Annotated in this window: 26 protein-coding genes and 1 pseudogene; 9 read left to right on the forward strand and 18 right to left on the reverse strand. The window is 62.5% G+C overall.

Annotation, left to right across the window (positions count from 1 at the left end; all coding sequences use genetic code 11):
• Positions 1 to 57: 57 nt before the first annotated feature.
• Both ACFT1A_RS30570 and miaB read right to left on the reverse strand, forming a co-directional pair.
• A complete protein-coding gene (locus ACFT1A_RS30570) occupies positions 58 to 648 on the reverse strand; it encodes a hypothetical protein (protein ID WP_378450057.1) in 591 nt (196 codons plus the stop codon).
• Positions 645 to 2192 carry a tRNA (N6-isopentenyl adenosine(37)-C2)-methylthiotransferase MiaB gene (miaB, locus tag ACFT1A_RS30575; RefSeq protein ID WP_063316727.1) on the reverse strand — a complete coding sequence of 516 codons (1548 nt, stop codon included), beginning with the start codon at positions 2190 to 2192 and terminating at the stop codon, positions 645 to 647. The genes ACFT1A_RS30570 and miaB overlap by 4 nt, the downstream gene beginning before the upstream one ends.
• A gap of 231 nt (positions 2193 to 2423) precedes the next feature.
• On the opposite strand from miaB, the gene gluA reads away from it, so the two are divergent.
• From gluA to ACFT1A_RS30595, 4 genes are all read left to right on the forward strand, one after another.
• Complete coding sequence (gluA, locus tag ACFT1A_RS30580) at positions 2424 to 3152, forward strand: glutamate ABC transporter ATP-binding protein GluA (RefSeq protein ID WP_283303996.1); 729 nt, start codon at positions 2424 to 2426, stop codon at positions 3150 to 3152.
• A gap of 125 nt (positions 3153 to 3277) precedes the next feature.
• The gene (locus ACFT1A_RS30585; RefSeq protein ID WP_020907523.1) at positions 3278 to 4114 is read left to right on the forward strand and encodes a glutamate ABC transporter substrate-binding protein; all 837 of its coding nucleotides are present in this window, start codon (positions 3278 to 3280) and stop codon (positions 4112 to 4114) included.
• A gap of 99 nt (positions 4115 to 4213) precedes the next feature.
• The gene (locus ACFT1A_RS30590) at positions 4214 to 4894 is read left to right on the forward strand and encodes an amino acid ABC transporter permease (RefSeq protein ID WP_019748198.1); all 681 of its coding nucleotides are present in this window, start codon (positions 4214 to 4216) and stop codon (positions 4892 to 4894) included.
• Positions 4891 to 5787: an amino acid ABC transporter permease gene (locus tag ACFT1A_RS30595; protein WP_054188531.1), complete on the forward strand. Its 897-nt coding sequence runs from the start codon at positions 4891 to 4893 to the stop codon at positions 5785 to 5787. Before ACFT1A_RS30590 ends, ACFT1A_RS30595 begins: the two co-directional genes overlap by 4 nt.
• A gap of 101 nt (positions 5788 to 5888) precedes the next feature.
• Here the strand turns inward: ACFT1A_RS30595 and recX are convergent, their stop codons facing one another.
• The 8 genes from recX to ACFT1A_RS30635 all read right to left on the reverse strand — a co-directional run bounded on the left by recX (position 5889) and on the right by ACFT1A_RS30635 (position 12441).
• Positions 5889 to 6464: a recombination regulator RecX gene (gene recX / locus ACFT1A_RS30600; protein ID WP_230817141.1), complete on the reverse strand. Its 576-nt coding sequence runs from the start codon at positions 6462 to 6464 to the stop codon at positions 5889 to 5891.
• 8 nt (positions 6465 to 6472) lie between these two features.
• The gene (gene recA, locus ACFT1A_RS30605) at positions 6473 to 7510 is read right to left on the reverse strand and encodes a recombinase RecA (protein ID WP_007735170.1); all 1038 of its coding nucleotides are present in this window, start codon (positions 7508 to 7510) and stop codon (positions 6473 to 6475) included.
• Positions 7511 to 7830: 320 nt separating this feature from the next.
• Complete coding sequence (locus ACFT1A_RS30610) at positions 7831 to 8025, reverse strand: DUF3046 domain-containing protein (RefSeq protein ID WP_003942185.1); 195 nt, start codon at positions 8023 to 8025, stop codon at positions 7831 to 7833.
• A 52-nt stretch (positions 8026 to 8077) separates the two neighbouring features.
• Positions 8078 to 9241 carry a glycosyltransferase gene (locus ACFT1A_RS30615; RefSeq protein WP_378450058.1) on the reverse strand — a complete coding sequence of 388 codons (1164 nt, stop codon included), beginning with the start codon at positions 9239 to 9241 and terminating at the stop codon, positions 8078 to 8080.
• Between the two features lie 12 nt (positions 9242 to 9253).
• Positions 9254 to 10819: a glycerol-3-phosphate dehydrogenase/oxidase gene (locus ACFT1A_RS30620; protein WP_378450059.1), complete on the reverse strand. Its 1566-nt coding sequence runs from the start codon at positions 10817 to 10819 to the stop codon at positions 9254 to 9256.
• A gap of 2 nt (positions 10820 to 10821) precedes the next feature.
• Positions 10822 to 11460 (reverse strand): TetR/AcrR family transcriptional regulator, encoded by a 639-nt coding sequence (locus tag ACFT1A_RS30625; protein WP_378450060.1) that lies wholly within the window; start codon positions 11458 to 11460, stop codon positions 10822 to 10824.
• A 73-nt stretch (positions 11461 to 11533) separates the two neighbouring features.
• Positions 11534 to 12247, reverse strand: coding sequence for a PIG-L deacetylase family protein (locus ACFT1A_RS30630; protein WP_378450061.1), 714 nt, complete (start codon positions 12245 to 12247; stop codon positions 11534 to 11536).
• A 17-nt stretch (positions 12248 to 12264) separates the two neighbouring features.
• A complete protein-coding gene (locus tag ACFT1A_RS30635) occupies positions 12265 to 12441 on the reverse strand; it encodes a hypothetical protein (protein WP_003942133.1) in 177 nt (58 codons plus the stop codon).
• A gap of 237 nt (positions 12442 to 12678) precedes the next feature.
• Between ACFT1A_RS30635 and ACFT1A_RS30640 the strand changes: the two genes are divergently transcribed.
• The 3 genes from ACFT1A_RS30640 to ACFT1A_RS30650 are packed head-to-tail and all read left to right on the forward strand — an operon-like array spanning position 12679 to position 14564.
• Positions 12679 to 13275, forward strand: a complete 597-nt coding sequence (locus ACFT1A_RS30640; protein ID WP_054831328.1) for a biotin transporter BioY — start codon at positions 12679 to 12681, stop codon at positions 13273 to 13275.
• A gap of 6 nt (positions 13276 to 13281) precedes the next feature.
• Entirely contained in the window at positions 13282 to 13962 is a 681-nt protein-coding gene (locus ACFT1A_RS30645) for an energy-coupling factor ABC transporter ATP-binding protein (protein ID WP_378450062.1), read from the forward strand.
• Positions 13959 to 14564 carry an energy-coupling factor transporter transmembrane protein EcfT gene (locus ACFT1A_RS30650; RefSeq protein WP_125050982.1) on the forward strand — a complete coding sequence of 202 codons (606 nt, stop codon included), beginning with the start codon at positions 13959 to 13961 and terminating at the stop codon, positions 14562 to 14564. Before ACFT1A_RS30645 ends, ACFT1A_RS30650 begins: the two co-directional genes overlap by 4 nt.
• A 21-nt stretch (positions 14565 to 14585) precedes the next feature.
• On the opposite strand, the gene ACFT1A_RS30655 is transcribed toward ACFT1A_RS30650, so the two are convergent.
• The 5 genes from ACFT1A_RS30655 to pgsA all read right to left on the reverse strand — a co-directional run bounded on the left by ACFT1A_RS30655 (position 14586) and on the right by pgsA (position 18038).
• Complete coding sequence (locus ACFT1A_RS30655; RefSeq protein ID WP_378450063.1) at positions 14586 to 15431, reverse strand: hypothetical protein; 846 nt, start codon at positions 15429 to 15431, stop codon at positions 14586 to 14588.
• Between the two features lie 31 nt (positions 15432 to 15462).
• The gene (pspA, locus tag ACFT1A_RS30660) at positions 15463 to 16275 is read right to left on the reverse strand and encodes a phage shock protein PspA (protein WP_003942098.1); all 813 of its coding nucleotides are present in this window, start codon (positions 16273 to 16275) and stop codon (positions 15463 to 15465) included.
• Positions 16276 to 16431: 156 nt separating this feature from the next.
• Positions 16432 to 16812 carry a helix-turn-helix domain-containing protein gene (locus ACFT1A_RS30665; protein ID WP_230817130.1) on the reverse strand — a complete coding sequence of 127 codons (381 nt, stop codon included), beginning with the start codon at positions 16810 to 16812 and terminating at the stop codon, positions 16432 to 16434.
• Between the two features lie 90 nt (positions 16813 to 16902).
• Positions 16903 to 17400 carry a CinA family protein gene (locus tag ACFT1A_RS30670; RefSeq protein ID WP_378450064.1) on the reverse strand — a complete coding sequence of 166 codons (498 nt, stop codon included), beginning with the start codon at positions 17398 to 17400 and terminating at the stop codon, positions 16903 to 16905.
• The gene (gene pgsA / locus ACFT1A_RS30675) at positions 17397 to 18038 is read right to left on the reverse strand and encodes a CDP-diacylglycerol--glycerol-3-phosphate 3-phosphatidyltransferase (RefSeq protein ID WP_378450065.1); all 642 of its coding nucleotides are present in this window, start codon (positions 18036 to 18038) and stop codon (positions 17397 to 17399) included. The genes ACFT1A_RS30670 and pgsA overlap by 4 nt, the downstream gene beginning before the upstream one ends.
• A gap of 120 nt (positions 18039 to 18158) precedes the next feature.
• Between pgsA and ACFT1A_RS30680 the strand changes: the two genes are divergently transcribed.
• Both ACFT1A_RS30680 and ACFT1A_RS30685 read left to right on the forward strand, forming a co-directional pair.
• Positions 18159 to 18683 (forward strand): amino-acid N-acetyltransferase, encoded by a 525-nt coding sequence (locus ACFT1A_RS30680; RefSeq protein WP_019748183.1) that lies wholly within the window; start codon positions 18159 to 18161, stop codon positions 18681 to 18683.
• Between the two features lie 57 nt (positions 18684 to 18740).
• Positions 18741 to 19025 (forward strand): YciI family protein, encoded by a 285-nt coding sequence (locus ACFT1A_RS30685; protein WP_230817127.1) that lies wholly within the window; start codon positions 18741 to 18743, stop codon positions 19023 to 19025.
• Positions 19026 to 19044: 19 nt separating this feature from the next.
• Here ACFT1A_RS30685 and ACFT1A_RS30690 read toward each other — a convergent pair whose 3' ends face one another.
• From ACFT1A_RS30690 to ACFT1A_RS30700, 3 genes and pseudogenes are all read right to left on the reverse strand, one after another.
• Entirely contained in the window at positions 19045 to 20025 is a 981-nt protein-coding gene (locus ACFT1A_RS30690; protein WP_378450066.1) for a TerC family protein, read from the reverse strand.
• A 45-nt stretch (positions 20026 to 20070) separates the two neighbouring features.
• Complete coding sequence (locus tag ACFT1A_RS30695; RefSeq protein WP_378450067.1) at positions 20071 to 22842, reverse strand: DNA translocase FtsK; 2772 nt, start codon at positions 22840 to 22842, stop codon at positions 20071 to 20073.
• Between the two features lie 124 nt (positions 22843 to 22966).
• Positions 22967 to 23336 (reverse strand): annotated as a pseudogene (locus tag ACFT1A_RS30700) (TIGR03085 family protein); the annotation flags it as partial.

A 23336-nucleotide genomic window follows, 5' to 3' on the forward strand; every position in this document is an offset into this window, starting at 1 on the left:
GACTCCGAAAGGAGTCAGCCGGCGTTGTAGTGCGCGTTGGACAGTCAGTCTGCTGCGTCAGCCGACGTTCCATTCCTGATGCTTCTCGGCTTCAGCCGCAGCGATCCGGCGTTGCTCCTCGGCGGCGAGCTGAATGTTGGTTCGCGTCCAGACCACCTTGAGCCAATGGAACGTCAAGAACACGACGGCAAACCATCCGATGACCAGCCCGATCGACGGTCCTGCCACGTTGAAACCGGCAGGAATGGTCTGACGCGACCAGACGGCCATCATGCCGAGAGCGCTCGCCACGGCGCTGCCGGCGAGTGCGACCCACGCCAGACTCCAGCGCCGCGTGACCAGCGCGAGCATCGAGAATCCGATGCCGAAGACGACGACGAACCACACGAACAAGCGTGAGAACAGTGCAATTCGTTCGGTTTCCGCGTCCTGGTTGTACGCGAGCACATCCCAGCCGTTCGCAACTCCCGTGTGGGGCAGCGCAAGGGTGCCGACCAGCACGAGCACCGCAACCGCAACAACCATGGCGCGTGCACCCGGATCGATTTCTCCCGCGACCTTGCGTTCCGCGTCGTCGAGATCCTTGCGGTAGCCCTCGAAGGCGTCGTCGCCCGGCTGTGGTGTCTTGTTCTCGTGTTGCGAGGTCATGCGTTGCATCCCATCTGGACGGGTTGTGGGGCCGGGGCACCGATCTTCGGTAGTCCGAGACCTACGCCGATAGGCGGGGTCTTGGGTGTGATGCCCTTTTCGAACGAATCACCGGCGCGCGTCCGACGGTGCGTGAGCACCCCGTCATCGGCCACGAGGTGATGGGGGGCTCCGTGGGTGACGACGACCGTCACCACGTCGCCGGGTCGGATTGTGCCGTCGAGGTTTCCCTCGGGGCGGAAATGAACCAGTCGGCCGTCTCGCGCGCGACCACTGAGACGGTGAGTCGCCGCGTTCTTGCGGCCCTCCCCCGCTGCCACCAAGAGTTCGACCTCGGTGCCGACGAGTTTGCGATTCTCCTCGATGTTCACTTCTTCCTGAACCGCGAGCAATCGCATATAGCGTTCCTGGACAACCTCTTTGGGAAGTTGATCGGCCATCTCGGCCGCCGGCGTACCCGGGCGCTTGGAGTACTGGAAGGTGTAGGCATTGGAGAATCGCGCCTTGCGAACGACGTCCAGCGTCTCCTCGAAATCCTCTTCCGTCTCCCCCGGGAACCCGACGATGATGTCCGTGGTGATGGCGGCGTGCGGCATTGCGGCGCGCACCTTCTCGATGATCCCCAGGTACTTCGACTTGCGGTACGAGCGCTTCATCGCCTTGAGAACCTTGTCCGAGCCGGACTGCAGCGGCATGTGAAGCTGCGGGCAGACGTTGGGAGTGGTTGCCATCGCTTCGATGACGTCGTCGGTGAATTCCGCCGGGTGCGGGGACGTGAATCGCACACGTTCGAGGCCGTCGATGTGTCCACACGCCTTCAAGAGGGAGGCGAAGGCGCCGCGATCGCGCGGTTGCTCCGGATCGGCGAACGACACGCCGTAGGCGTTAACGTTCTGCCCGAGCAGAGTCACTTCGGAGACGCCCTCGTCGACGAGCGCCTGAACCTCGGCCAGAATGTCTCCGGGACGCCGATCCACTTCCTTGCCACGCAAGGCCGGAACGATGCAGAACGTGCACGTGTTGTTACAGCCCACCGAGATGGAAACCCAACCAGCGTAGGCAGATTCACGCTTGGCCGGCAATGTCGACGGAAAGGCCTCAAGTGCGTCGAGGATTTCGACTTCGGCACGTTGATTGTGACGCGCACGATCGAGCAGCGCGGGCAGCGAGCCGATGTTGTGAGTGCCGAAGACGACATCGACGAACGGCGCCTTCTTGACGACGGTGTCACGATCCTTCTGCGCCAGGCACCCACCGACGGCGATCTGCATGTCGGGGTTCGCCTCCTTGTTCGGGGCGAGCTGGCTGAGGTTGCCGTACAACTTGTTGTCCGCGTTCTCACGAACCGCACACGTATTGAAGACGACAAGGTCAGGATCGGTTCCGGTCTCCGCCTTCGAGTACCCGGCGTCCTCGAGCAGACCGGACAGTCGCTCGGAATCGTGGACGTTCATCTGACAGCCGTACGTCCGCACCTCGTAGGTGCGAACAGACTTCGCAGTCGGCTCCGGAACTGCAGTCGGCTCCGGAAGTGCAGGGGACATTTCGTCGATCAGTGACACGCTTCAGCCTAGCTCACGTCCACTACGACGTGTAATAACGCCCTGATAAACAGCCGAAACGCGACATAAACGTCGTCACAGTAAAATTTCCATTACATATGGCAAGAACCATGGCGAAATCACGGGCGTCGACGCAAACTACGCCTAAGGTTCTCGTTTATGACCCAAGCCGACGATGCGACGACGCCGACCACCTCCGGCGATTCCACATCCATGATTTCGATGACCTCGGTGAACAAACACTTCGGGGAACTTCACGTCCTGCAAGAGGTCAATCTCGAGGTACCCAAGGGCCAAGTGGTGATCGTCCTGGGTCCGTCGGGCTCCGGTAAGTCGACTCTGTGCCGCACCATCAATCGCCTCGAACCCATCGACTCGGGCACCATCGCCGTCGACGGCAAGACGCTCCCCGAGGAGGGCAAAGCACTTGCCGCACTTCGTGCCGACGTCGGAATGGTCTTTCAGTCCTTCAACCTGTTCGCGCACAAGACGATCCTCGAGAACGTCATGCTCGCACCGATGAAGGTCCGCAAGGCCAAGAAGGACGACGCGAAGAAGACGGCGCAGGCGTTGCTCGAGCGTGTCGGTATCGCCAATCAGGCTGACAAGTACCCGGCACAGCTTTCCGGTGGCCAGCAGCAGCGTGTCGCGATCGCTCGCGCTCTTGCAATGCAGCCCAAGGTGATGCTTTTCGACGAGCCCACCTCCGCTCTCGACCCCGAGATGGTCAACGAGGTCCTCGACGTCATGACCTCCCTCGCCAAGGAAGGCATGACCATGCTCGTGGTCACGCACGAGATGGGCTTCGCGCGTAAGGCCGGCGATCGTGTGCTGTTCATGGCTGACGGTCAGGTCGTCGAAGACACGACACCCGAAGAGTTCTTCACCCATCCCAAGTCGGATCGGGCCAAGGACTTCCTCGGCAAGATCCTCACTCACTGATCACAGTCCCCTCCGACACAGTCCCCCCTCCGACACAGTCCTGCTCTCGTCCACAAGACAACTCGCTCGACTGCACTTTTCATCTCGACTGCACCGTTTGCATGTCGACAACCGAGAGGATCTTCATGAAGATCAATCGTTCCGTCCGTTTCGGAATCGGAATCATGGCTATCGCGTTCGCTGCCACCGCCTGTGGTGGCGGCGAGGAGAACAAGTCGATCACCGAGAGCGCTTCCGACGGCACCCTCACCGTCGGCATCAAGTTCGATCAGCCCGGCCTCGGTCAGCGTAATCCGGACGGCACTTTCTCCGGTTTCGACGTCGAGGTAGCCCGGTACATCGCCAACGAACTCGGCGTGAAGCCCGAAGGCATCACTTTCAAGGAATCACCTTCGGCTCAGCGTGAGACGTTGATCCAGAACGGCGAGGTCGACTACATCGTCGCCACCTACTCGATCACCGATACACGCAAGGAGAAGGTCAGCTTCGGCGGCCCGTACTTCATCGCGGGCCAGTCGCTGCTCGTTCGCTCCGACAACACCGACATCACCGGCCCCGATTCGCTCACCGGCGGCAAGAAGCTCTGCTCGGTGTCGGGTTCGACTCCGGCGCAGAACATCCAGGACAACTACGCCAAGGATGTCCAGCTCCAGCCGCTCGACACGTACTCCGCCTGTGTCGAGGCTCTGCGTAACGGCGCTGTCGACGCTGTCACCACCGACGACATCATCCTCGCCGGCTACGCTGCCCAGTACCCGGGCGAGCTGAAGGTCGTCGGAGAACCGTTCACGACCGAAAAGTACGGCGTCGGCCTGGCCAAGGACGATTCCGAGGGTCGCGGCAAGATCAACGACGCAATCGAGAAAATGATCTCCACCGGCGCATGGGAAGAAGCCTTCAACAACACCGTTGGCGCTTCGGGCTACCCCATCCCGGCACCGCCCACCGTTGATCGTTACTGACCTGCTTTTTTCACCGTCAATCTCGCTGCGGCTCCCCACTTCGGGAGCCGCAGCGCGTGACGCCACCAACGGAGATCCCGTGATCTGGGGAGACGGCAAGTGAACCTTCTGAGCAAGTACGGCGACCAGATTCTGGAAGCCTTCTGGACCACGATCCAGCTGACGTTCTTCTCCGCGATCGGCGCCGTCATCATCGGTGTCCTGATTGCGGCAATGCGCGTGTCACCGGTCCCGGTCGCCCGATTCCTGGGTACCGCGTACGTGACCGTGTTCCGAAACACCCCCCTGACACTGATTCTGCTGTTCTGCCTGTTCGGTCTTTCGCAGACGCTCGGAGTCAACCTCGCCAAGTCGGACTCACCGACGTTCTTGACAGACAACAACTTCCGACTCGCCGTACTCGGCCTCAGTGTCTACACCGCCGCGTTCGTGTGTGAGTCACTTCGATCGGGAATCAATACCGTTCCGGTCGGCCAGGCCGAAGCGGGCCGATCACTCGGTCTGTCGTTTGCACAAAATCTTCGGCTGATCGTCTTGCCTCAGGCTTTTCGCGCGGTCACAGCACCGCTGGGTAGCGTGCTGATCGCACTGACCAAGAACTCGACCATCGCCGCGGTGATCGGCGTTTCCGAAGCGTCAGCGCTGATGAAGAAGATGATCGAGAACGAAGCCGCGATCTTCGTCGTCGGTGGAATCTTCGCTGTCGGTTTCGTGATCCTGACACTTCCCATGGGCTTGATCTTCGGCAAGCTGAGCAAGCGATTCGAGGTTTCACGATGAGCAACCGCGCAACAGTTCTCTACGACGCGCCCGGTCCGAGAGCGCGAAATCTCTACCGATTCGCGTCCCTTGTCGTCGCCGCACTCATGGTGGCAATCGGGTACGTCGTCTACCGCGCGCTCGACGAAAAGGGCCAGCTGACAGCAGCGAAGTGGGATCCGTTCCTCGAATCCACCTCGTGGACAACGTATCTGATACCCGGTATCCGAGGCACGTTGATCGCGGCTGCGATGTCCATCGTCTTCGCGCTCATCCTCGGTTCTGCCCTGGGTATCGGTCGACTCTCCGAGCACAACATCATTCGGAAGATCTGCGGCGTCATCGTCGAACTGTTCCGCGCGGTACCGGTGCTGATTCTGATGATCTTCTCGTATCAGGTGTTTGCCGAATACGAAGTCTTCAAGTCGAAGTACCTCGCACTCGCCGCAGTCGTGGTGGGCTTGACCCTGTACAACGGTTCCGTGATCGCCGAGATCGTCCGAGCCGGAATCAACTCACTCCCCCGTGGGCAAAGTGAGGCCGCCAAGGCACTTGGCATGCGCAAGACGCAGATCATGGTGACAATCCTGCTCCCCCAAGCGGTTACCGCCATGCTCCCGGCCCTGATCTCGCAGATGGTCGTGGCGCTGAAGGACTCCGCCCTCGGTTACCTGATCGGGTATGTCGAGTTGGTGCGTCAGGCCCAACAGCTCGGCACCTTCTACGGAAACTTCTTGCCGGCGCTCATCGTGGTCGCAGCGATCATGATCGCTCTCAACTCGGCTCTGACCTTCCTGGCAACCAAGGTGGAGAAGCGCCTGCGTTCGGGAAAGCGAAAGGGCAAGGGCCCCATCGCGGCGCCGTCCGCCGACCCAGCCGTTTCGGTTCCGGGCATGGACTTGACCAAGCCGTGAGCTGATCGACCTGCTGTTCTACTGACACGAGGAGCGGGGTGTGTCACCGAATTCGGTAACACACCCCGCTCCTGGTATTAGTTGCCTACGGCATTGTTTGCCTACGACTCGGCGGCAGCCATCTCGGCCTTGACCACCTCGTACGACATCCCCGCTGAATATCCCTTGCGAGCAAGCATCGAGACCAGTCGGCGCGTGACCTTGTCACGATCGTCGACGGGCTTGTTCTTCAGCTTCCGGCGAACCAGCTCCGCTGCTCGCTCGCGCTCATCTTCCGGATCGATCTGTGAGAGCGCTTCGGAAGCCACATCCTGGTCGATGCCTTTGAGCCGCAATTCGACTGCTAGCGCACGCTTTCCCTTGCCCGAGTACGTGTGCCGCGAATGAACCCACTGGTTCGCGAAGTCTGCGTCGTCGATCAAGCCGATTTCCTGGAGCCGATCGAGAACGCTCGTGATGATCTCGGGTTCGAAACCGCGCCCGCTCAGCTTTGTTTCCAGTTCGGAACGGCTGCGCGCCCGGTCGGTCAGGAGGCGTAGGCAAGCATCTTTGGCCTGCGCCTCCGTCCCACCTTCTGCGCGTTGCGACGGCTTCTCGGATCGTTGACGGGATCGACGCCGAGGTGCGCCGTACTCTTCACGAGCATTCTCGCCGTTGTCACCGTCGTCGAAGCTCATGACTGAACTCAGAAGTCGGCGGGAGCTTCGTCGGTTGCAGTGACGTCAGCACCGATACCGAGCTTTTCCTTGATCTTCTTCTCGATCTCGTCGCGGATATCGGTATTCTCCAGCAAGAACTTACGAGCATTTTCCTTGCCCTGACCCAACTGGTCACCTTCGTAGGTGTACCAGGAGCCGGACTTGCGGATGAACCCGTGCTCGACACCCATATCGATGAGCGAGCCTTCCTTACTGATGCCCTGACCGTAGAGAATGTCGAACTCGGCCTGCTTGAACGGCGGAGCGACCTTGTTCTTGACGACCTTGACACGAGTGCGGTTACCGACTGCGTCGGTACCGTCCTTGAGAGTCTCGATACGACGGATGTCGAGGCGAACCGAAGCGTAGAACTTCAGTGCCTTACCACCGGTGGTGGTTTCGGGAGAACCGAACATCACGCCGATCTTCTCGCGAAGCTGGTTGATGAAGATGACGGTGGTGCCCGAGTTGTTCATGGCACCGGTGATCTTGCGCAGCGCCTGGCTCATCAGTCGAGCCTGCAGGCCGACGTGGCTGTCACCCATCTCGCCTTCGATCTCGGCGCGAGGAACAAGAGCGGCCACGGAGTCGATCACGACGATGTCGAGGGCGCCCGAACGAATCAGCATGTCGGTGATCTCGAGAGCCTGCTCACCCGTATCGGGCTGCGAGACCAGAAGCGCGTCGGTGTCGACACCCAACTTGGCTGCATAGTCAGGATCAAGCGCGTGCTCCGCGTCGATGAAGGCCGCGATGCCGCCGTTGGCCTGAGCGTTGGCAACTGCGTGCAGTGCCACGGTGGTCTTACCCGAGGATTCCGGGCCGTAGATCTCGATGACGCGGCCACGCGGCAGTCCGCCGATACCCAGCGCGACGTCGAGCGCGATAGAACCGGTGGGAATGACTGCGATGGGCTGGCGGACACCCTCACCCAGGCGCATCACCGAACCCTTGCCGAAGTTCTTGTCGATCTGCGCCAACGCGAGGTCGAGTGCCTTGTCCCGATCAGGTGCCTGTGGTGCCATCGTGATCCCCATCCTTGTATCAGTCTTCAGTGCCTGCCTGAGCAGACTCCGTCTCTTCAGCGCCTGCCTGAGCCGACCCTGTTGGTGTGTTGCGATCAGAGTAGATCCGGCCACCGACAGACTTTTCGATCTTGGTTTCGTGCCCGTCGAACGCTGTGCTTGTCGAACACGGTGCTTGTCGGACACTGTGCTTGTCCAACACTGTGCTTGTCGATAACCGAAAGTTCGCAGTTACGAAAGGAGCGTCACCACCGAACAGCTCCAGCATAGACGAACACGTGTTCGAACAGAAGACGAGAGACGTTCGACACGCCGAAAATTCAGCGGCGGGCCGGTGGTACGTCGAACTCCACGCAGAGCGCGCGCCACACCTCACGGGGCTCCCAGCCTGCTTCGACGGCCTCCGCGGCAGTCATTCCGTCGAGACTCTGGAGTACATGGTCGATCAGCATCGAGTCGCCTCGTACCTGCCCGAACTCTTCGCGCACCATTTCATGAAATTCGGTCAACCGCACAGCCGCCACCGTAGTCCACAGGGTGATGTATCTGCACCCAGGCACAGTCGGCTCACGCCGACACACCGCCATTGACCACCTGTCGGCACACCACGACCGGATCGACGACCTGCGACGCAGTAGCGGCAGCCGCCCTCGCCGCTTCCGTGAATCGCTCATCGGAAAGAACCTGTAGTACTGCATCGCGAATCGACTGCGCATCCGCAGGCCGCACGATCACCGACGTGCCTGCCCGCGCAGCGCGATTGGCCAGCTCCCACTGGTCCCCTCCCCCAGGAACGACGACGGTCGGCACGCCGGCCAGCAGCGCCTTTGCCAACATGCCGTGCCCGCCGCCGCATACCAATACCGCCGCGTCACGCAGCATCGCGTCCTGACGTCCGAGACCTGCACGAACCCAATCAGGTTGTTCGCCTTCTGCTCCCTCGAGTATCGATGCAATCAGCCTGACGCCGGCACCGTCGAGTCCTTCGACCGTGCCCTCGAACATTCCCACTGCGCCGGTGTGCGCCGTGGACGGCGCCACCATGACCAGCGGTTCGTCACCTGGCGGTGGATCCAGAATGACCTCGGTCGGCTCCCAGAGAAGCGGTCCGACGACGTGTGCGTGCTCCGGCCAGTCGGGGCGAGGCACTTCCAGTGCCGGAAGTGTTGCGATCAGCCGCGCATGAGGACCGGGATCGAGAGCGGGCAGTCCGACACCGACACGGGCTTGCGAGCGCTGGGCCAACCCTTGCTTGATCGAACGTCCCGTCGCTGCGCGCATCAGGGTGTCGCGGAGTCGACCGCGAATTCCGACGCCGGGCGCGAGCCCACTGCCGATCGGCGGCAGACCGCGCGAGGGTGAGTACAACGGGTGAGGCGAGAGCTCCACCCACGGGATGCCCAGCCGTTCCGCGGCCAATCCGCCTCCGGCAGTAAGGATGTCGGAGACGACAAGATCTGGGGAGACGGATTTCAGGTCGGGAAGCAGTTCGGTGGAAATATAGGCGGCGCGCGAATGAATCCGAGCGCCTGCATCGAGATCGTCGTCTCCCGGCCTCGGAGCCAAGCCCTTGAGAGGCTCCGCTTCCACACCCGCTGCTCGCGCTGCCTCCACCCACCGGGTCCCGGTGTAGAGGATGGGGTCGTCGCCGGCCTGGATCAACGCCAGCGACAACGCTATTGCGGGAAAAGCATGACCCGGGTCCGGCCCGGCAACGACGGCTACACGCACCGGATCAGAGTGTCACACCGAGTGAAACGCCTGTTCTGCCGCACCCAGTGCGCGTTCGCGATCCGAAGCCACCAATCCGATTCTGGTCCTGCGATCAAGGACGTCGTCGACATCGAGGGCACCTTCGTGCGATACGGCGAAATCGAACTCGGCGCCGCAGATCTCCAAGTCCGCAACCGACCGAAGACGATCACTGCTCGCGGAGGCAACGAACTCCGCTTCGGTGCCGTATCGCGCCACGAGGGAGGCGGGAGCCATGATCTTTTTCAAATCCGCCGCCGATGCAGCACCTACCAGCGGCAACGCGCGTGTCCGACACGCACCGGCATTCAGCGAGCCGACCTCGATCGCAGCGTCGACAGCGTCTTCGGCCATCTTGCGGTACGTCGTGAGCTTGCCGCCCACCACCGTGACCAAGCCCGAAGCCGAACGAACAACAGCGTGATTGCGGGAGAGGTCGGCAGTCGAGCCTTCACCGGTGTCCAGCAAGGGGCGCAGACCCGCAAAAGTCCCCAGAACGTCCTGACGTGTCAGCGGAACTTCCAACGCCGTGTTCACGGTGCTGAGCAGGAAGTCGATCTCGTCCTCCGACGCCGTCGGCACGTCGGGCACCGGCCCCGGCGCTGCTTCGTCGGTCAACCCTAGGTAGATCCGGCCGAGCTGTGCGGGTAGGGCGAAGACGAAACGGTTGGTCTCGCCGGGAATCGGCACCGTCAGTGCTGCAGTGGGGTTCCCCAATCGCGCCGCGTCGAGCACCAGGTGCGTTCCGCGGCTGGGGCGAAGAGTGATGCTGGAGTCGACCTGATCAGCCCACACCCCGGTCGCATTGATCACGACGCGGGCACGCATCAAGAACTCGGACCCGGTCAACTCGTCGCGCAAGGTGGCCGATGTTCCGGATACGTCGTACGCACCGACCCGGGTCAGGATTCGCGCGCCGTGGGACGCCGCTGTTCGCGCGATGCCGACGACAAGGCGGGCGTCGTCGATGAGCTGCCCGTCGAACGCAGTCAAGGCGCCGCGTAGATTCTCTTGCTTGACCGCAGGGGCCAATTCGCGAGCGCGAGCAGCACTGACCGTCCGTGATCTGGGAAGTACCGACGCCGGGGTTCGGGCCGACATGCGCAGAGCGTCACCGGCCAGGAAACCGGTACGCACCAGGGCCTTTCCGAAGAACGACGTCTCCGGCAACAGTGGTACGAGTTGAGGCATGGCGCGAACCAGGTGCGGCGCGGTGCGCGTCATGAGAATTCCGCGCTCGACCGCACTTTCACGGGCGATGCCGACATTGCCGGAAGCAAGGTACCGAAGGCCACCGTGCGCCAGTTTCGAACTCCAGCGGCTGGTGCCGAACGCGAGGTCGTGCTTTTCGACCAGCGCAACACTCAGCCCACGAGTCACGGCATCGAGAGCAACACCGACGCCCGTGATTCCGCCACCGATAACCAGGACGTCGACCGAATCGCCGTTCGCCAACTGCTCGAGCTCACGAGTACGTCGCTGTGCATTGAGCGCTGAATCGCCGCTTGCTGAATCACTGCCTGCCGAATCACTGCCTGCTGAACCTAGGGGGCTCACAGCTATTCTCCCGAATTCTTGACAGGTGCCAGATACGCGGCAACCGCATATCGAAGTTGCTCGACCGACGCATCGGAGGAAAGCTCCGGCTCGAGTGTCGGTGCGGAGATGACAACGGACTGAGCCATCAGCAGAACCATCGCCGCGATCTCGGTGACGCTTCCCTCGCGAATCGAACCGTCCTGTTGACCGGCCGCGACGACGGAGGTGATCAGCTCGAGAATCGACTTCTGGCTCGCGCCGAGTCGGTCCACGATGTACGTGGTCAGCAACTCTTGATCGGCTTGCCGAATTTTCACGAAGAGCGGATGGTCGCGGATCTGTCCGACGACGTCACCGATCGCCTCCACGAGCAACGTGCCCGCAGACCCGGTGAAGGTCACCTCGGGCAGCACCGATCGGATCTCGCGGGTGAGCAGGTCCGCGACCACGGCCCGCGTGTCCGGCCACCGCCGGTAGACCGTGGGTCGGCTGACGCCGGCTCGACGGGAGATCTCGGCAAGTGTGGTTCGCTGCATTCCGAAATCGAGGACACACGATCGTGCGGCGTCGAGAATCACGTCGTCGATCTCGCGGCTGGGGATGCGCTGACCGTCGGCCTTGCGAGGGGCAATTGGGTCATCTGCGTTACGGATTACCATCGTGTGTAACACAATACCGGACAAGTCACCGGTAATCCCGTCGGGACTTGCGACTTTTCTCGCTCAGAGCTCATCAGAAATAGTACAACTCGAAACCAACTGCGCGCTCGGCATCAAAACCAGGCTTCGGTCCGCTGACCATATCTATCTGTGCGCGGGCCTGTTCCCGGATCGACACGGAACTCAATGCCGCCAGATAGCGTGCGTGTTCCGCGAGCGAGTCCACGGCGCGATCGACCGTCGACGTCACGTCGACGCAGTGTGTGGGAGTCATCGTGTTCACCGCGACCCACCGAACGCCGGACCACGGCGCCAACCCCTGAGCCGTCAATGACGGAAAGATCCATTCGTTTGCTGCGTCGGCAGTTGCATCCAGGACGCTGATCCCGAGCGCGCGGTGATCCGCACTGTTGAGGTAGCCGGGCCCCCAGGTGTGCGAGAAGTTCATCGTGACCACCAACTCCGGACGGTGGCGACGAATTGCAGCGGCAAGAGTCGAGCGCAACTCCAGGCCTTCAACGAGACGACCGTCGGGTAGTCCGAGGAACTCCACCTCACTGACACCGACGATCGCGGCCGAGCGGCGCTCTTCTTCCTCACGGACCGGGCCGGACTCCTCGGGCGACAGACCAGCGATTCCGGCCTCACCTCGCGTGGCCAGCACGTATCGGACGTCCTTGCCGCGATCCGTCCACTGCGCCACCGCTGCGGCTGCGCCGTATTCGATGTCGTCGGGATGCGCAACGATGACAATCGCGCGCTGCCAGTCCTCGGGGAAGTTTTCCATAGGGCCGATCTTGCCTGTCAGAACCGCGAAGCGGGCGAATTGTCGTCACTTCCCGACATCGCCTTCACCAGGAAATAGATTCCGAAGCCGACCGCGCCGACCACCAGAACCCAGAAAAGCCCTTTGATCAGGGCGCCGACCACCGCGAGTGCAACCCACACCAGTACGACGGCCAAAACGATCTTCCAAAACATGCTTGCCTCCAATGGGCCATTGAATAATCAGTCGAATCGGACAGGTGCTGCGTCGTCCGTAGAACCAGCCTGACAGGTCTGGCGCGACAAAGCAGCAGCTCAGCGGCAAGTTCAGGTAAAGATCAGGGTTCACCCCGAGACCGCCCCTCACGCAGGTCAGGTGTCCAACCCACTGCAGCGTGCGACTGGCGTAAACTCGCGAAGTTCCATCCCGTACGCCGAAGGAGCACGTCCGCAGTGTCTACGACCCGTTTCCCCGCTCGCGATCTCGCGCATGTAGCCGTCTTCGCCGCACTCATCATCGCGCTGGGCCTACCCGGGTCGATCAACATCGGCATTTCCGGCGTACCGATCACACTTCAGTCCATGGGCGTCATGATGGCCGGCGCTCTGCTCGGACCGCGCAAGGGTGTTCTCGCCGTCCTGACGGTCATCGCCCTGGGACTGGTGGGGCTACCGGTCCTTGCCGGCGGTCGTACCGCACTCTTCTCACTGTCGAGCCCGACGGCCGGATTCCTCATCGGTTGGATCCCGACGGCATTCGTCATCGGCTGGCTGACTGCCAAGATGCTGCCCAAGTACCGGATCATCGCGGGCATCGGCATCAACCTTCTCGGCGGGGTTGTCATCCTCTACGCCTTCGGCATCGTCGGAATGATGGTCCGCGGACACATGAGCTTCGTGGCCGCCTGGTCGGCCAACGCTGCCTTCATTCCTCTCGACGCGGCAAAGGCCGTGGTCACCGCGCTCGTCGCGTCCCAGGTCCATCGCGCATATCCGGCACTCCTGCGTGATTCGGTGATCTCGTCCACCAAGACCGTGGTGGCGAATTAGTCTCCGATGAGTGAGATCGTCTTCGAGAACGTCGGCCACAGCTTCGGTGAACGAACAGTCCTGCAGCAGATAAATCTGCGACTGAGCGAGCAGCGAATCGGGATCGTGGGTGCGAACGGAAGCGGCAAGTCGACCCTCGCTCGCATGATCAACGGCCTGGTCGTTCCAACCGAAGGGCGCGTCCAGGTGAACGGCCTGGATACCGCGAAGAAGGGCCGCGACGTACGCAAGCAGGTCGGGTTCGTCTTCACCGATCCCAACCATCAGATCGTGATGCCAACGGTGGCCGAGGACATCGAATTCTCGCTCCGCCGTAGCGGTTTGGGTAAAACCGAGCGCGCCGCCAAGGTCAGCTCGGTCCTGCAGCGCTACGGTCTCGCCGGGCACGCCGACCATCCCACCCACCAGCTTTCCGGTGGGCAGAAGCAGCTACTCGCGCTCGCGGCCATCATGGTGACAGAGCCGAACGTACTCGTCGCCGACGAGCCCACCACGCTCCTCGATCTTCGCAACTCGCGACTCATCAGCTCGGTGTTCGAGTCGCTCGATCAACAACTGATCGTCGTGACCCACCAACTCGACCTCCTCGAATCATTCGAACGGGTGTTGGTTGTCGACCAAGGCCGTGTCGTCGCCGACGGCTCCCCCGCCGACTCGATCGGCCATTACCGGTCGTTGGTCTCGTGACCACTCTCGGCGTCTACCGGCCGGGCACATCGCTCCTGCACCGGATGCCGACGGGGATCAAGCTCCTCGCATTGATCGTGGCGATCCTGGCCGTCTCGATCTTCGTACGTGAGCCGTGGCAGCTGGCAGCTCCCGCGATCGTCGTCATCGCCCTGTACGTCATTGCGCGCATCCCGCCGATGACGGCGATCCGGCAGCTGCGACCCGCACTGTGGATGTTGCTGTTCATCGGCGCGTTCCAGCTGGTGGTCGCAGGGTGGCAGCGAGCGACCGTCGTGTGCGGCGTCCTGATCATCTCGATCGCCTTCGCGGCGATCATGGGTCTGACCACGCGGATCTCCGAGATGCTCGACGCGATCACCAGATTCCTGACACCCTTGCGACGCTTCGGCGTCAATCCCGAACGGATCGCCTTGCTCCTGGCAATGACGATCCGGTGCATTCCGCTGATGTTCGAGGTCATCACACAGGTGTCCGAAGCACGCAAGGCACGAGGGCTCGGCTTCTCGCTGCGCTCCTTCGCAGTGCCGGTCATCGTCGGCACCCTGATGACCGCAGATGCGATGGGTGAAGCATTGGCAGCCCGCGGCGCCGACGACTGAGCGCCGATCAGACCAGGACTGTCAGTTGTACTTGCGGGTGATGTCGTCGACCTCGCCGATGGCGTCGGCAAGCGCCGAAAGTCGCTCGGCGGCCGCGTGCAGCGCCGAGAGTTCCCGGTTGAATCCCACGAGCGCCGAAGGACTGTGAGGCGCAGTCAGAGCGGCGGCCGAGGTCACCAGATCCTCGTACTGATCCAACCCCGACTGCAACTCACGAACTGCACCGTCGATGGTGGGATCCAGAGGCTCAGTCACTTTGGGCGTTGCGGCCACCGCACGTTCCATCGCCACCACGTCCGAAGACACCGCGAACATCGCTCTGAGTGCCGAATCGGCGGTAGCGGTGATTTCGTCCAGCTCACCGGGGTCGATGGTGTCGGCGCGTCTGAGAACACTCAAAATCTCGAACAGCGACGTCTCGGCACCGATGAGGCGCGACATCGGAATGAACGCGCGAGACGACGACGGTGGCAATCGTCTGCGAATCGGCGCCGACGGCGGAGGACCGGAGCTCATCGAACGGTAACGGCCGACCGCGATGACGGCGGGAACCGCGAACAGTGCCGCTCCCCCGCCCGCCACGACCACCGACCACTCGGGAGCCGCCGCAACCGCGAGGCCCGCAGTGCCGACCACTGAACCGCCGGACATGAATCCCCATCGCTGCGCCCGCCGACGCGCACGGGCACGCTTGCGCTCGAACTTGGCGCGCGGATCCTGCCACCGCCGAGCGGCATCCGCCGCAGACAGACCGACCTCGCGCAATGTATCCGCGGTGCGTCCCAACGCTCCGAAAGCGCCGGATACGGAAACGGGAACGGCCGACCGGGGCTCGCGCCCAGATCGACCGTCTCGCGAAGAAAACATCAGAGCATCACTGCCGACATCGAGAATTCGGCTACTGCCCGGTCTGACCGGCAGCCGGGGGCTGCTTCTCGACGGACGGAGTCGCGGGAGTGGCTGCTGCACCGCCGGAAGGCAGTGCCTCGCCCTTCATGGATGCACGAATCTGCTCGAGGCGGCTGTGCCCTGCCATCTGGACCGAGGCCTGCTGGACCTCCATCATGCGGCCCTGGACGGAGTTCTGGGCGAGCTCGGCTGAGCCGAGTGCGTCAGCGTAGCGGCGCTCGATCTTGTCGCGCACAGCATCGAGGCTGGGTGTGTTGCCGGGAGCCGACAGCGTGCTGTCCATGGAACGAAGCGACTCGCTCACGCGCTCCTGCATCTTGGCCTGCTCGAGCTGGCTGAGCAGCTTGGTGCGCTCGGCAACCTTTGCCTGCAGGGTCATCGCGTTCTGCTCGACGGCCTTCTTGGCCTGAGCGGCCGCCTGCAAGGACTGGTCGTGCAGTGCCTTCAGATCCTCGACGCCCTGCTCGGCCGTCACCAACTGAGCCGCAAAAGCCTCGGCGGCGTTGGTGTACTGGATCGCCTTGTCGTTGTCGCCGGCAGCAGCAGCCTGATCGGCAAGATTGACGGCTTGGCGCGCGTTGGCGTTGAGCTTCTCGACCTCGTCGAGCTGACGACTGAGCTTCATCTCGAGTTGACGCTGATTACCGATCACCGACGCAGCCTGCTGGGACAACGCCTGATGCTGGCGCTGTGCGTCCTCGATCGCCTGCTGAATCTGAACCTTTGGATCTGCCTTCTCATCGATCTTCGAATTGAAGAGCGCCATCAGGTACTTCCAGCCCTTGACGAAAGGATTAGCCATTGGTTTGATCCTGCCTCCATCTGATGCGCCGCGCCGAACGCGACCCGGAGCGCGACCGTCGCGCACCGAAACAAGGGCTGCGCCCTATCTGCTCTGACCCCACCTGCTGGAAACCGGCGGTTACGTACAAAATCTATCGGTTACGGCCGGTAGTGGCTACGCCGCCGCCAACCTTCGAGCGTTCGGTGCCGGAATCACGACGCGGGTATCGCGTGCGATAGTCGGCGAACCGGAAGCCGAGACAGTGCCGGATGCCGACACGGCAGGTTCGGTGACCTGTCGACCAGCTACCGGAGAGCTCTTCTTGGTGGCCAAGGTCTCGCTCACATCGACCAGCACGTCGGACAGTGGGACTGCGAGCGCATCACAGATCGCTGCCAACAGTTCGCTCGATGCTTCCTTACGTCCACGTTCCACTTCGGACAGATAGCCCAAGCTCACACGCGCGCTGTTCGACACCTCACGTAGCGTGCGGCTTTGCGAAACGCGCGTACGCCGGAGACTGTCACCGATTGCCTCACGCAATAGCAGCGCCATCTCGCTCCTCCTTCATCCGTGACCTCATCGTGCATGGTCGTACGTCTTCACAATCGTCAACGTCCGAACACATCCGATTGGTTCCCGAGCCTATCGTGCCGCACGCTCTACGACACGATCACGCAACCGCGACACGGCAGTCGCGACTGCCGTTGTCCGAATCTCCCACCGTTCGCCGCCGAGCGCGAGCGGTACGCATTCGGTTCCGTCCGGGCCGGCGATACCGAGAAACACCGTTCCGACCGGGTGTCCGTCCTGCTCGCTCGGACCGGCAACTCCGGTCAGTCCGATACCCCAGTCGGCACTGCACCTCGTCCGGGCGCCGAGCGCCAAGGCCACGGCGGTGCTCTCGGACACGGGGCCGTCCGACGCCAGGCGCTCGGGATCCACGCCCGCCAGCGTTGCTTTCAGGTCGGTCGCATACACGACCAGGCCCCCACGCAGCACCGCGCTCGACCCCGGCACCGACGCGACCGCAGCCGTGAACAATCCGGCCGTCAAAGATTCAGCGGCGGCGACAGTCTGCCTCGCGGCGGCGAGGGCGTCGACGAGTTCGACCACTCCGAGTCCGAGCAGCGGGTCGGTCATGACTCGACTGCGCGAACTCCGGCGCGAAGCCTGATCGCCTGCACGATGTATTCGATTCCCGTCGCCACCGTCAGTACGACGGCAGCAGCCATCAGCAGTCCGCTGACGATGTCCCAACTGCTCGGCAGCGGGCAGAGGTAGAAGCCGATCGCGACGGCCTGGACGAGTGTCTTGAGCTTGCCACCCTTGCCTGCCGGGATGACCGCGTGCCGCAGGACCGCGAACCGCAACAGCGTGATTCCGAGTTCTCGGGCGATGATCACTCCGGTCACCCACCACGACAGATCGCCGAGAACCGAGAGCCCGATGAGCGCGGCTCCGATCAAGGCCTTGTCCGCGATCGGGTCCATGAGTTTGCCGAAATCGGTGACCAGACCGTACTTCCGAGCCAATTGGCCGTCGATCCGATCCGTGATCGCGGCGACGATGAACACGCCCATCGCTCCGAGACGCCACCACGTCGAGTGTCCGCCGTCGACGAACAGAACAACGAGAAACACCGGAACGAGAATCATTCGCACCATCGTGAGAATGTTCGCGATGTTCAGCAACGGAACCGGGTTGTCCGCGACAGGTGTGCCGTCGGACGGGCCGACGGCGGCGCGATGGGCGTCGGTCTGATCGCGCGGGGTACTCATCGGATCACCGCATGGGCGGTGAGCCGAACCCGGGATACAGCCGAGCGGCGCGGGAATTGCGTGGGGCGGACAGGCACGCGACTTAGAATATCGGTAGGGCCATTGACTAATGTGCACCACATGACTTCGACCGCGCCGACCTATACCGAGAGCCAGTTGATCGTGCGTCGCGCGCGAACGTCGGACATCCCCGAAATCAAGCGCCTGATCGACATCTACGCCGGCAAGATCCTGCTCGAGAAGAATCTCGTGACGCTGTACGAGGCTGTCCAGGAGTTCTGGGTCGCTGAGCGGGGTGACCAGGTAATCGCTTGCGGCGCACTGCATGTGCTGTGGGCAGACCTGGGTGAGATCCGCACCGTCGCAGTCGATCCGACGGCCAAGGGGCAGGGTGCGGGTTTCCACGTGGTCGACAAACTCATCGAGGTCGCCAAGGAATTGGAGTTGGAACGACTGTTCGTTTTGACGTTCGAGACCGAGTTCTTCCACCGTCACGGATTCGCGGAGATCGACGGCACTCCCGTCACCGCCGAGGTCTATGCCGAAATGTGTCGTTCCTACGACGCCGGCGTCGCCGAGTTCCTCGATCTGAGCTATGTGAAACCCAACACACTCGGCAATACTCGCATGCTCCTGACTCTCTGAACCGTTCAGACTCTTCACACATCCCTGTCTCGATCCCCGTCCCGAAAGCGGTTCACGATGTCGTTGTTCCTCGTCGAATACACCTATGCGCCCGAGAAGAATCCTCAGCGCGACGAACTCCGCAGCGATCACCGCGCGTGGCTCGCCGATCTGGTTTCCCGCTCGATCGTGTTGTCTTCAGGTCCGTTTGCAGATGGAAACGGCGCGCTGATCATCGTCGACGCCGCTGACACCGATACCGTTTCGCTTCTCTTCACCCACGATCCGTTCGCGATCGCCGACCTGATCGAAAACGTCCGGATCACCGAGTGGGTGCCGGTTCTGGGCCAGTTCAGCGCCTGACGGACACAGGGCCCCGGCTTTACTCCCCGGCCCGGTCGCGAGTCTTCAACAGGCTCGCGACCGTTGTCACCGCGAGCACTCCGATGATCACTCCGAGTGAGAGTCCCGTCGAGATTTCCGGCACCGAGACGTGTTCACCGCCGTTGACGAACGAGAGCGTGTTCTCGTGCAACGCGTGCAGTACCAGTTTCACGCCGATGAACGCCAGAATTATCGAGAGCCCGTACGAGAGGTAGACCAGTCGTTCGAGCAACCCGCCGATCAGGAAGTACAGCTGCCGTAGGCCCATCAGCGCGAAAGCGTTGGCGGTGAACACCAGGTACGGTTCCTGCGTCAGACCGTAGATCGCCGGAATCGAATCGAGCGCGAAGAGCACGTCGGCAAACCCGATTGCGATGAGCGCCAACAACAACGGCGTCACGACGCGCTTGCCGTCGATCCGGGTGATCAGTTTGTCGCCGTCGTATTCCTCGGTGGTGGGCAGCACCCGCTTCACGAGCGAGATGATGCGACTGTCGCGCTTCTCCTCCGCTTCCTTCTCGTGGCCGTGATCGCGGATCAGGGTGTACGCGGTGTAGATCAGAAATGCACCGAAAAGGTAGAACACCCAGCTGTACGCATTGATGGCGGCCGCGCCGACTCCGATGAAGATTCCGCGCATCACCAGCGCGAGGACGATGCCGATCAGCAGGACTTTCTGCTGGAACTCTCGCGGGACGGCGAACGTCGACATGATGATCACGAAGACGAACAGATTGTCTACCGAGAGCGCCTTTTCCGTGACGTAGCCGGCGAAGTACTCACCGCCGTACGTCGTACCCCAGATCCACATCACGACCAGGCCGAAGACTATGGCTATCGAAATGTAGACCGTCGACCAGAATGCCGACTCCCGGAACGTGGGCGCATGTGGCGTGCGGACGTGGGCGAAGAAGTCGAAGACGAACAGGCCGAGGATCACCACGATCGTGATTCCCCAAGCCAACGGCGTCACATGCACGGGTTCCTCCGGTCGTCTGTCGACGGCTTGTCCGCCGAGGTGTCGCTACTCGTCTGCGGGTGCCTCGTCCGGGTCGCCACCGCGAATCGACCACAGCAGACCGTCGAGTTCCTCAGGCTTCATCAAAACCTCGCGTGCCTTCGAGCCCTCGCTGGGGCCGACGACGCCACGATTTTCCATGAGATCCATGAGTCGACCGGCCTTGGCGAACCCGACGCGCAGCTTGCGCTGCAGCATCGACGTCGAACCGAATTGACTCGTGATGACCAATTCCACGGCCTGCAAGAGGACGTCCATGTCGTCGCCGATGTCGGGGTCGACGTCCTTCTTCTCCCCGGCCTTCTGTGCGGTGACACCTTCGGTGTACTCGGGCTCGGCCTGGTTCTTCGCGAAGTCGACAACCGCAGAGATTTCCTCGTCGGTGATGAACGCGCCCTGCATACGGGTCGGCTTGCCGGCGCCCATGGGCAGGAACAAGCCGTCACCCATACCGATGAGCTTCTCGGCGCCGGGCTGATCGAGGATGACTCGCGAGTCCGTAAGCGAGGAAGTCGCGAACGCCAGACGCGAAGGCACGTTGGTCTTGATCAGGCCGGTGACGACGTCGACGGACGGGCGCTGCGTTGCCAGCACCAAGTGGATACCGGCAGCGCGGGCTTTCTGGGTGATGCGGACGATTGCTTCTTCGACGTCGCGCGGAGCGGTCATCATGAGGTCGGCCAACTCGTCCACGATCGCCAGGATGTACGGGTACGGGCGGTAGACGCGCTCGCTGCCCAGCGGCGCGGTGATCTCCCCGGACTTGACCTTGGAGTTGAAGTCGTCGATGTGACGCACTCGGTTGGCCTGCATGTCCTGGTAGCGCTGTTCCATCTCCTCGACCAACCAGGCCAGCGCGGCCGCGGCCTTCTTGGGCTGAGTGATGATCGGCGTGATCAGGTGCGGGATACCTTCGTACGGCGTGAGCTCGACCATCTTGGGGTCGATGAGGATCATCCGCACTTCTTCCGGGGTCGCCCGGGTCAGCAGTGACACGAGCATCGAGTTCACGAAGCTCGACTTACCCGAGCCGGTCGAACCTGCCACCAGCAGGTGGGGCATCTTCGCGAGGTTCGCACTGACGAAGTCACCTTCGATGTCCTTACCCAGACCGATCACCAGTGGATGGTGATCGCGTCGGGTGCTCGGCGCGTTCAGCACGTCGGCGAGGCGAACCATTTCACGGTCGGAGTTCGGTACCTCGATACCCACCGCGGACTTACCCGGAATTGGGGCGAGGAGGCGGACGTTGTCGGTTGCCACCGCATAGGCGATGTTGCGGGCGAGCGCAGTGATCTTCTCGACCTTCACGCCGGGTCCGAGTTCGACCTCGTACCGCGTCACTGTCGGTCCGCGGGTGAATCCGGTAACGGCGGCGTCGATCTTGAACTGTTCGAGGACCTCGCTGATCGCTTCGATCATCGCGTCGTTCGCAGAACTGCGGAGCTTGGGCGGATCACCCTCGATCAGCAACGTCGTCGGTGGGAGGTTGTAGTCGCCGTCGGTGACGCGATCGGTGACGAAGTGTTCCTTCTCCTCCGGCTCCGGTTCGGGTTTCGGCACGGGCTTGGCGATGGGGACCGAACGCGCCGGCACCTTGGGGCGCGGCGCCGGCGTCTCCACGACGGGCGCTGCCGCAGCCACGACGGGCTCGTCGGGCTCTGCGGTTTCGTCGGCGTTCCACAGACCGAGCACTTCGGTCTTCTTGTCTCCGGATTCGAACTCGTCCGTCGGGTAGTTGTCGATCGGCGCGCGTCGGCTGGTCCGCTTGGCGGGCTTGAGCGGCGGCTCGGCGTAGGTGTCGACCGGGTAGCCGTCGGCGTCGAACAGCGAAGGATCGTAAGCAGATTCGCCGTAGTGGTGCTCGCCGTCCTCGTCGAATTCGGATCCGTAGTCGCCGTATTCGTCCGAGCGATACGAGGCACCGAAGAAGGACTGGAACTTGCTCGGAACCTCACGCAGAGTCGTTCCGGTCAGAAGCAGGATTCCGAATCCGGCGGCGATGACCAACAGCGGCGCCGACAGCCAGACGGTGAGTCCGTTGGTCAGCGGGCCTCCCACGACGTATCCGACGAACCCTGCGCCGTTGGAGCGGCCGGTCGCGTCTGTCGGAGATCCGGAGATGATGTGCCACAGGCCGAGTGCAGGAAGACCGACCAGCAGCGATCCCATGATCAGTCGAGGTCGGATCTCAGGCTTGGGTTCGGTGCGCATCAACAGGATCGCGAGGCCGACGCCCACGATGGGGAGCACAGCCGAAGCCGCGCCGAAGATCGCCCGCACGAGAGTGTCGATGCCACCGCCGATCGGACCTCCGGCCTTGAACCAGACTCCCCCGGCGATGACGACGCTGAATGCGATCAGGCCGAGCGCTATTCCGTCGCGGCGATGGCCGGCTTCGATCTCGCCGACCTTGCTGACCGTGCGCGTAGTGGCGCCGACACCGCGGGCAGCCAGGGACCACCCGGCTCCGATCCCCTTGCCGACCGCCGCCAACGGGCTGGCCCGCTGAGACGTTTTCGATACGGGTCGGCGCGAAGCCGAAGACGTACCGGACGACTTCTTCGGCGCCGGCTTGGAGCCTTTCCCCGAAGCGGGGCGGCCACCGGCTTTGGCCGACGTCGTGACATTTCGAGGAGTCGAGACGGTCCGCGTGGTGCGCGATGTGCGGGGTTTTGCGGTCGCCCGCGCGCTCGGCGCAGACGCTGACGACCTGGTCGATGCCCTGGACGTGGACGTGCTTGTACTGGATCCCCGGGCGCTCGACTTACCTGCCATGGAGTTCAGGCTAGTCTGTGCGACCCCATCTGGACCATCCGCAACACCAGCAACACAGGTCGCGAGTGCGAAACGTGATCTTCACAACCCGTCTGTCGAGTTCCACTCGGGTAGAAGGAGGCCATCAGAAACTGCGATCGAGCGCCATCACCGATTGAACGTCGCCAAGTTCACCTTTTGCTTCGATCTGCACTTCGTTGCGACCGAAAGCGTGAAGCAGCAACTCGGCAGGTTCACCCTGCAGGACAACACTGCGAGAGCCGGATTTGTGGACGACCGCGCTCTCTCCGGACGGAAGTTCGAAAATCACCTCGACAGCGGCTTTGCGGTAGCCCATCTTGCCGATCTGCCGCGCGTACTTCCACAGTTGAGCCTGCCGACCCTCCGACAACGGACGCGGCGCCCAGTTCAGGTGTGCGCGTCGTACATCTTCGTGGTGGACGAACATTTCCGTGGTGTTGACCTGCGCGTCGAGCCAGTACATCGGCGACCAC

It is taken from the genome of Rhodococcus sp. NPDC057135, from assembly GCF_042670865.1.
Lineage (GTDB): Bacteria > Actinomycetota > Actinomycetes > Mycobacteriales > Mycobacteriaceae > Rhodococcus_F.

Excerpts from the sequence above, each read along its gene's own strand:
- ACFT1A_RS30570 (WP_378450057.1), bottom strand. The coding sequence starts at position 648 with ATGACCTCGCAACACGAGAACAAGACACCACAGCCGGGCGACGACGCC.
- ACFT1A_RS30665 (WP_230817130.1), bottom strand. The coding sequence starts at position 16,812 with ATGGCGCTGCTATTGCGTGAGGCAATCGGTGACAGTCTCCGGCGTACG.
- ACFT1A_RS30595 (WP_054188531.1), top strand. The coding sequence starts at position 4,891 with ATGAGCAACCGCGCAACAGTTCTCTACGACGCGCCCGGTCCGAGAGCG.
- ACFT1A_RS30645 (WP_378450062.1), top strand. The coding sequence starts at position 13,282 with ATGAGTGAGATCGTCTTCGAGAACGTCGGCCACAGCTTCGGTGAACGA.
- ACFT1A_RS30625 (WP_378450060.1), bottom strand. The coding sequence starts at position 11,460 with ATGGTAATCCGTAACGCAGATGACCCAATTGCCCCTCGCAAGGCCGAC.
- ACFT1A_RS30585 (WP_020907523.1), top strand. The coding sequence starts at position 3,278 with ATGAAGATCAATCGTTCCGTCCGTTTCGGAATCGGAATCATGGCTATC.
- ACFT1A_RS30655 (WP_378450063.1), bottom strand. The coding sequence starts at position 15,431 with ATGTTTTCTTCGCGAGACGGTCGATCTGGGCGCGAGCCCCGGTCGGCC.
- ACFT1A_RS30680 (WP_019748183.1), top strand. The coding sequence starts at position 18,159 with ATGACTTCGACCGCGCCGACCTATACCGAGAGCCAGTTGATCGTGCGT.
- ACFT1A_RS30630 (WP_378450061.1), bottom strand. The coding sequence starts at position 12,247 with ATGGAAAACTTCCCCGAGGACTGGCAGCGCGCGATTGTCATCGTTGCG.
- ACFT1A_RS30695 (WP_378450067.1), bottom strand. The coding sequence starts at position 22,842 with ATGGCAGGTAAGTCGAGCGCCCGGGGATCCAGTACAAGCACGTCCACG.
- gluA (WP_283303996.1), top strand. The coding sequence starts at position 2,424 with ATGATTTCGATGACCTCGGTGAACAAACACTTCGGGGAACTTCACGTC.
- ACFT1A_RS30670 (WP_378450064.1), bottom strand. The coding sequence starts at position 17,400 with ATGACCGACCCGCTGCTCGGACTCGGAGTGGTCGAACTCGTCGACGCC.
- miaB (WP_063316727.1), bottom strand. The coding sequence starts at position 2,192 with ATGTCCCCTGCACTTCCGGAGCCGACTGCAGTTCCGGAGCCGACTGCG.
- pspA (WP_003942098.1), bottom strand. The coding sequence starts at position 16,275 with ATGGCTAATCCTTTCGTCAAGGGCTGGAAGTACCTGATGGCGCTCTTC.
- recX (WP_230817141.1), bottom strand. The coding sequence starts at position 6,464 with ATGAGCTTCGACGACGGTGACAACGGCGAGAATGCTCGTGAAGAGTAC.
- recA (WP_007735170.1), bottom strand. The coding sequence starts at position 7,510 with ATGGCACCACAGGCACCTGATCGGGACAAGGCACTCGACCTCGCGTTG.
- pgsA (WP_378450065.1), bottom strand. The coding sequence starts at position 18,038 with ATGAGTACCCCGCGCGATCAGACCGACGCCCATCGCGCCGCCGTCGGC.
- ACFT1A_RS30635 (WP_003942133.1), bottom strand. The coding sequence starts at position 12,441 with ATGTTTTGGAAGATCGTTTTGGCCGTCGTACTGGTGTGGGTTGCACTC.
- ACFT1A_RS30685 (WP_230817127.1), top strand. The coding sequence starts at position 18,741 with ATGTCGTTGTTCCTCGTCGAATACACCTATGCGCCCGAGAAGAATCCT.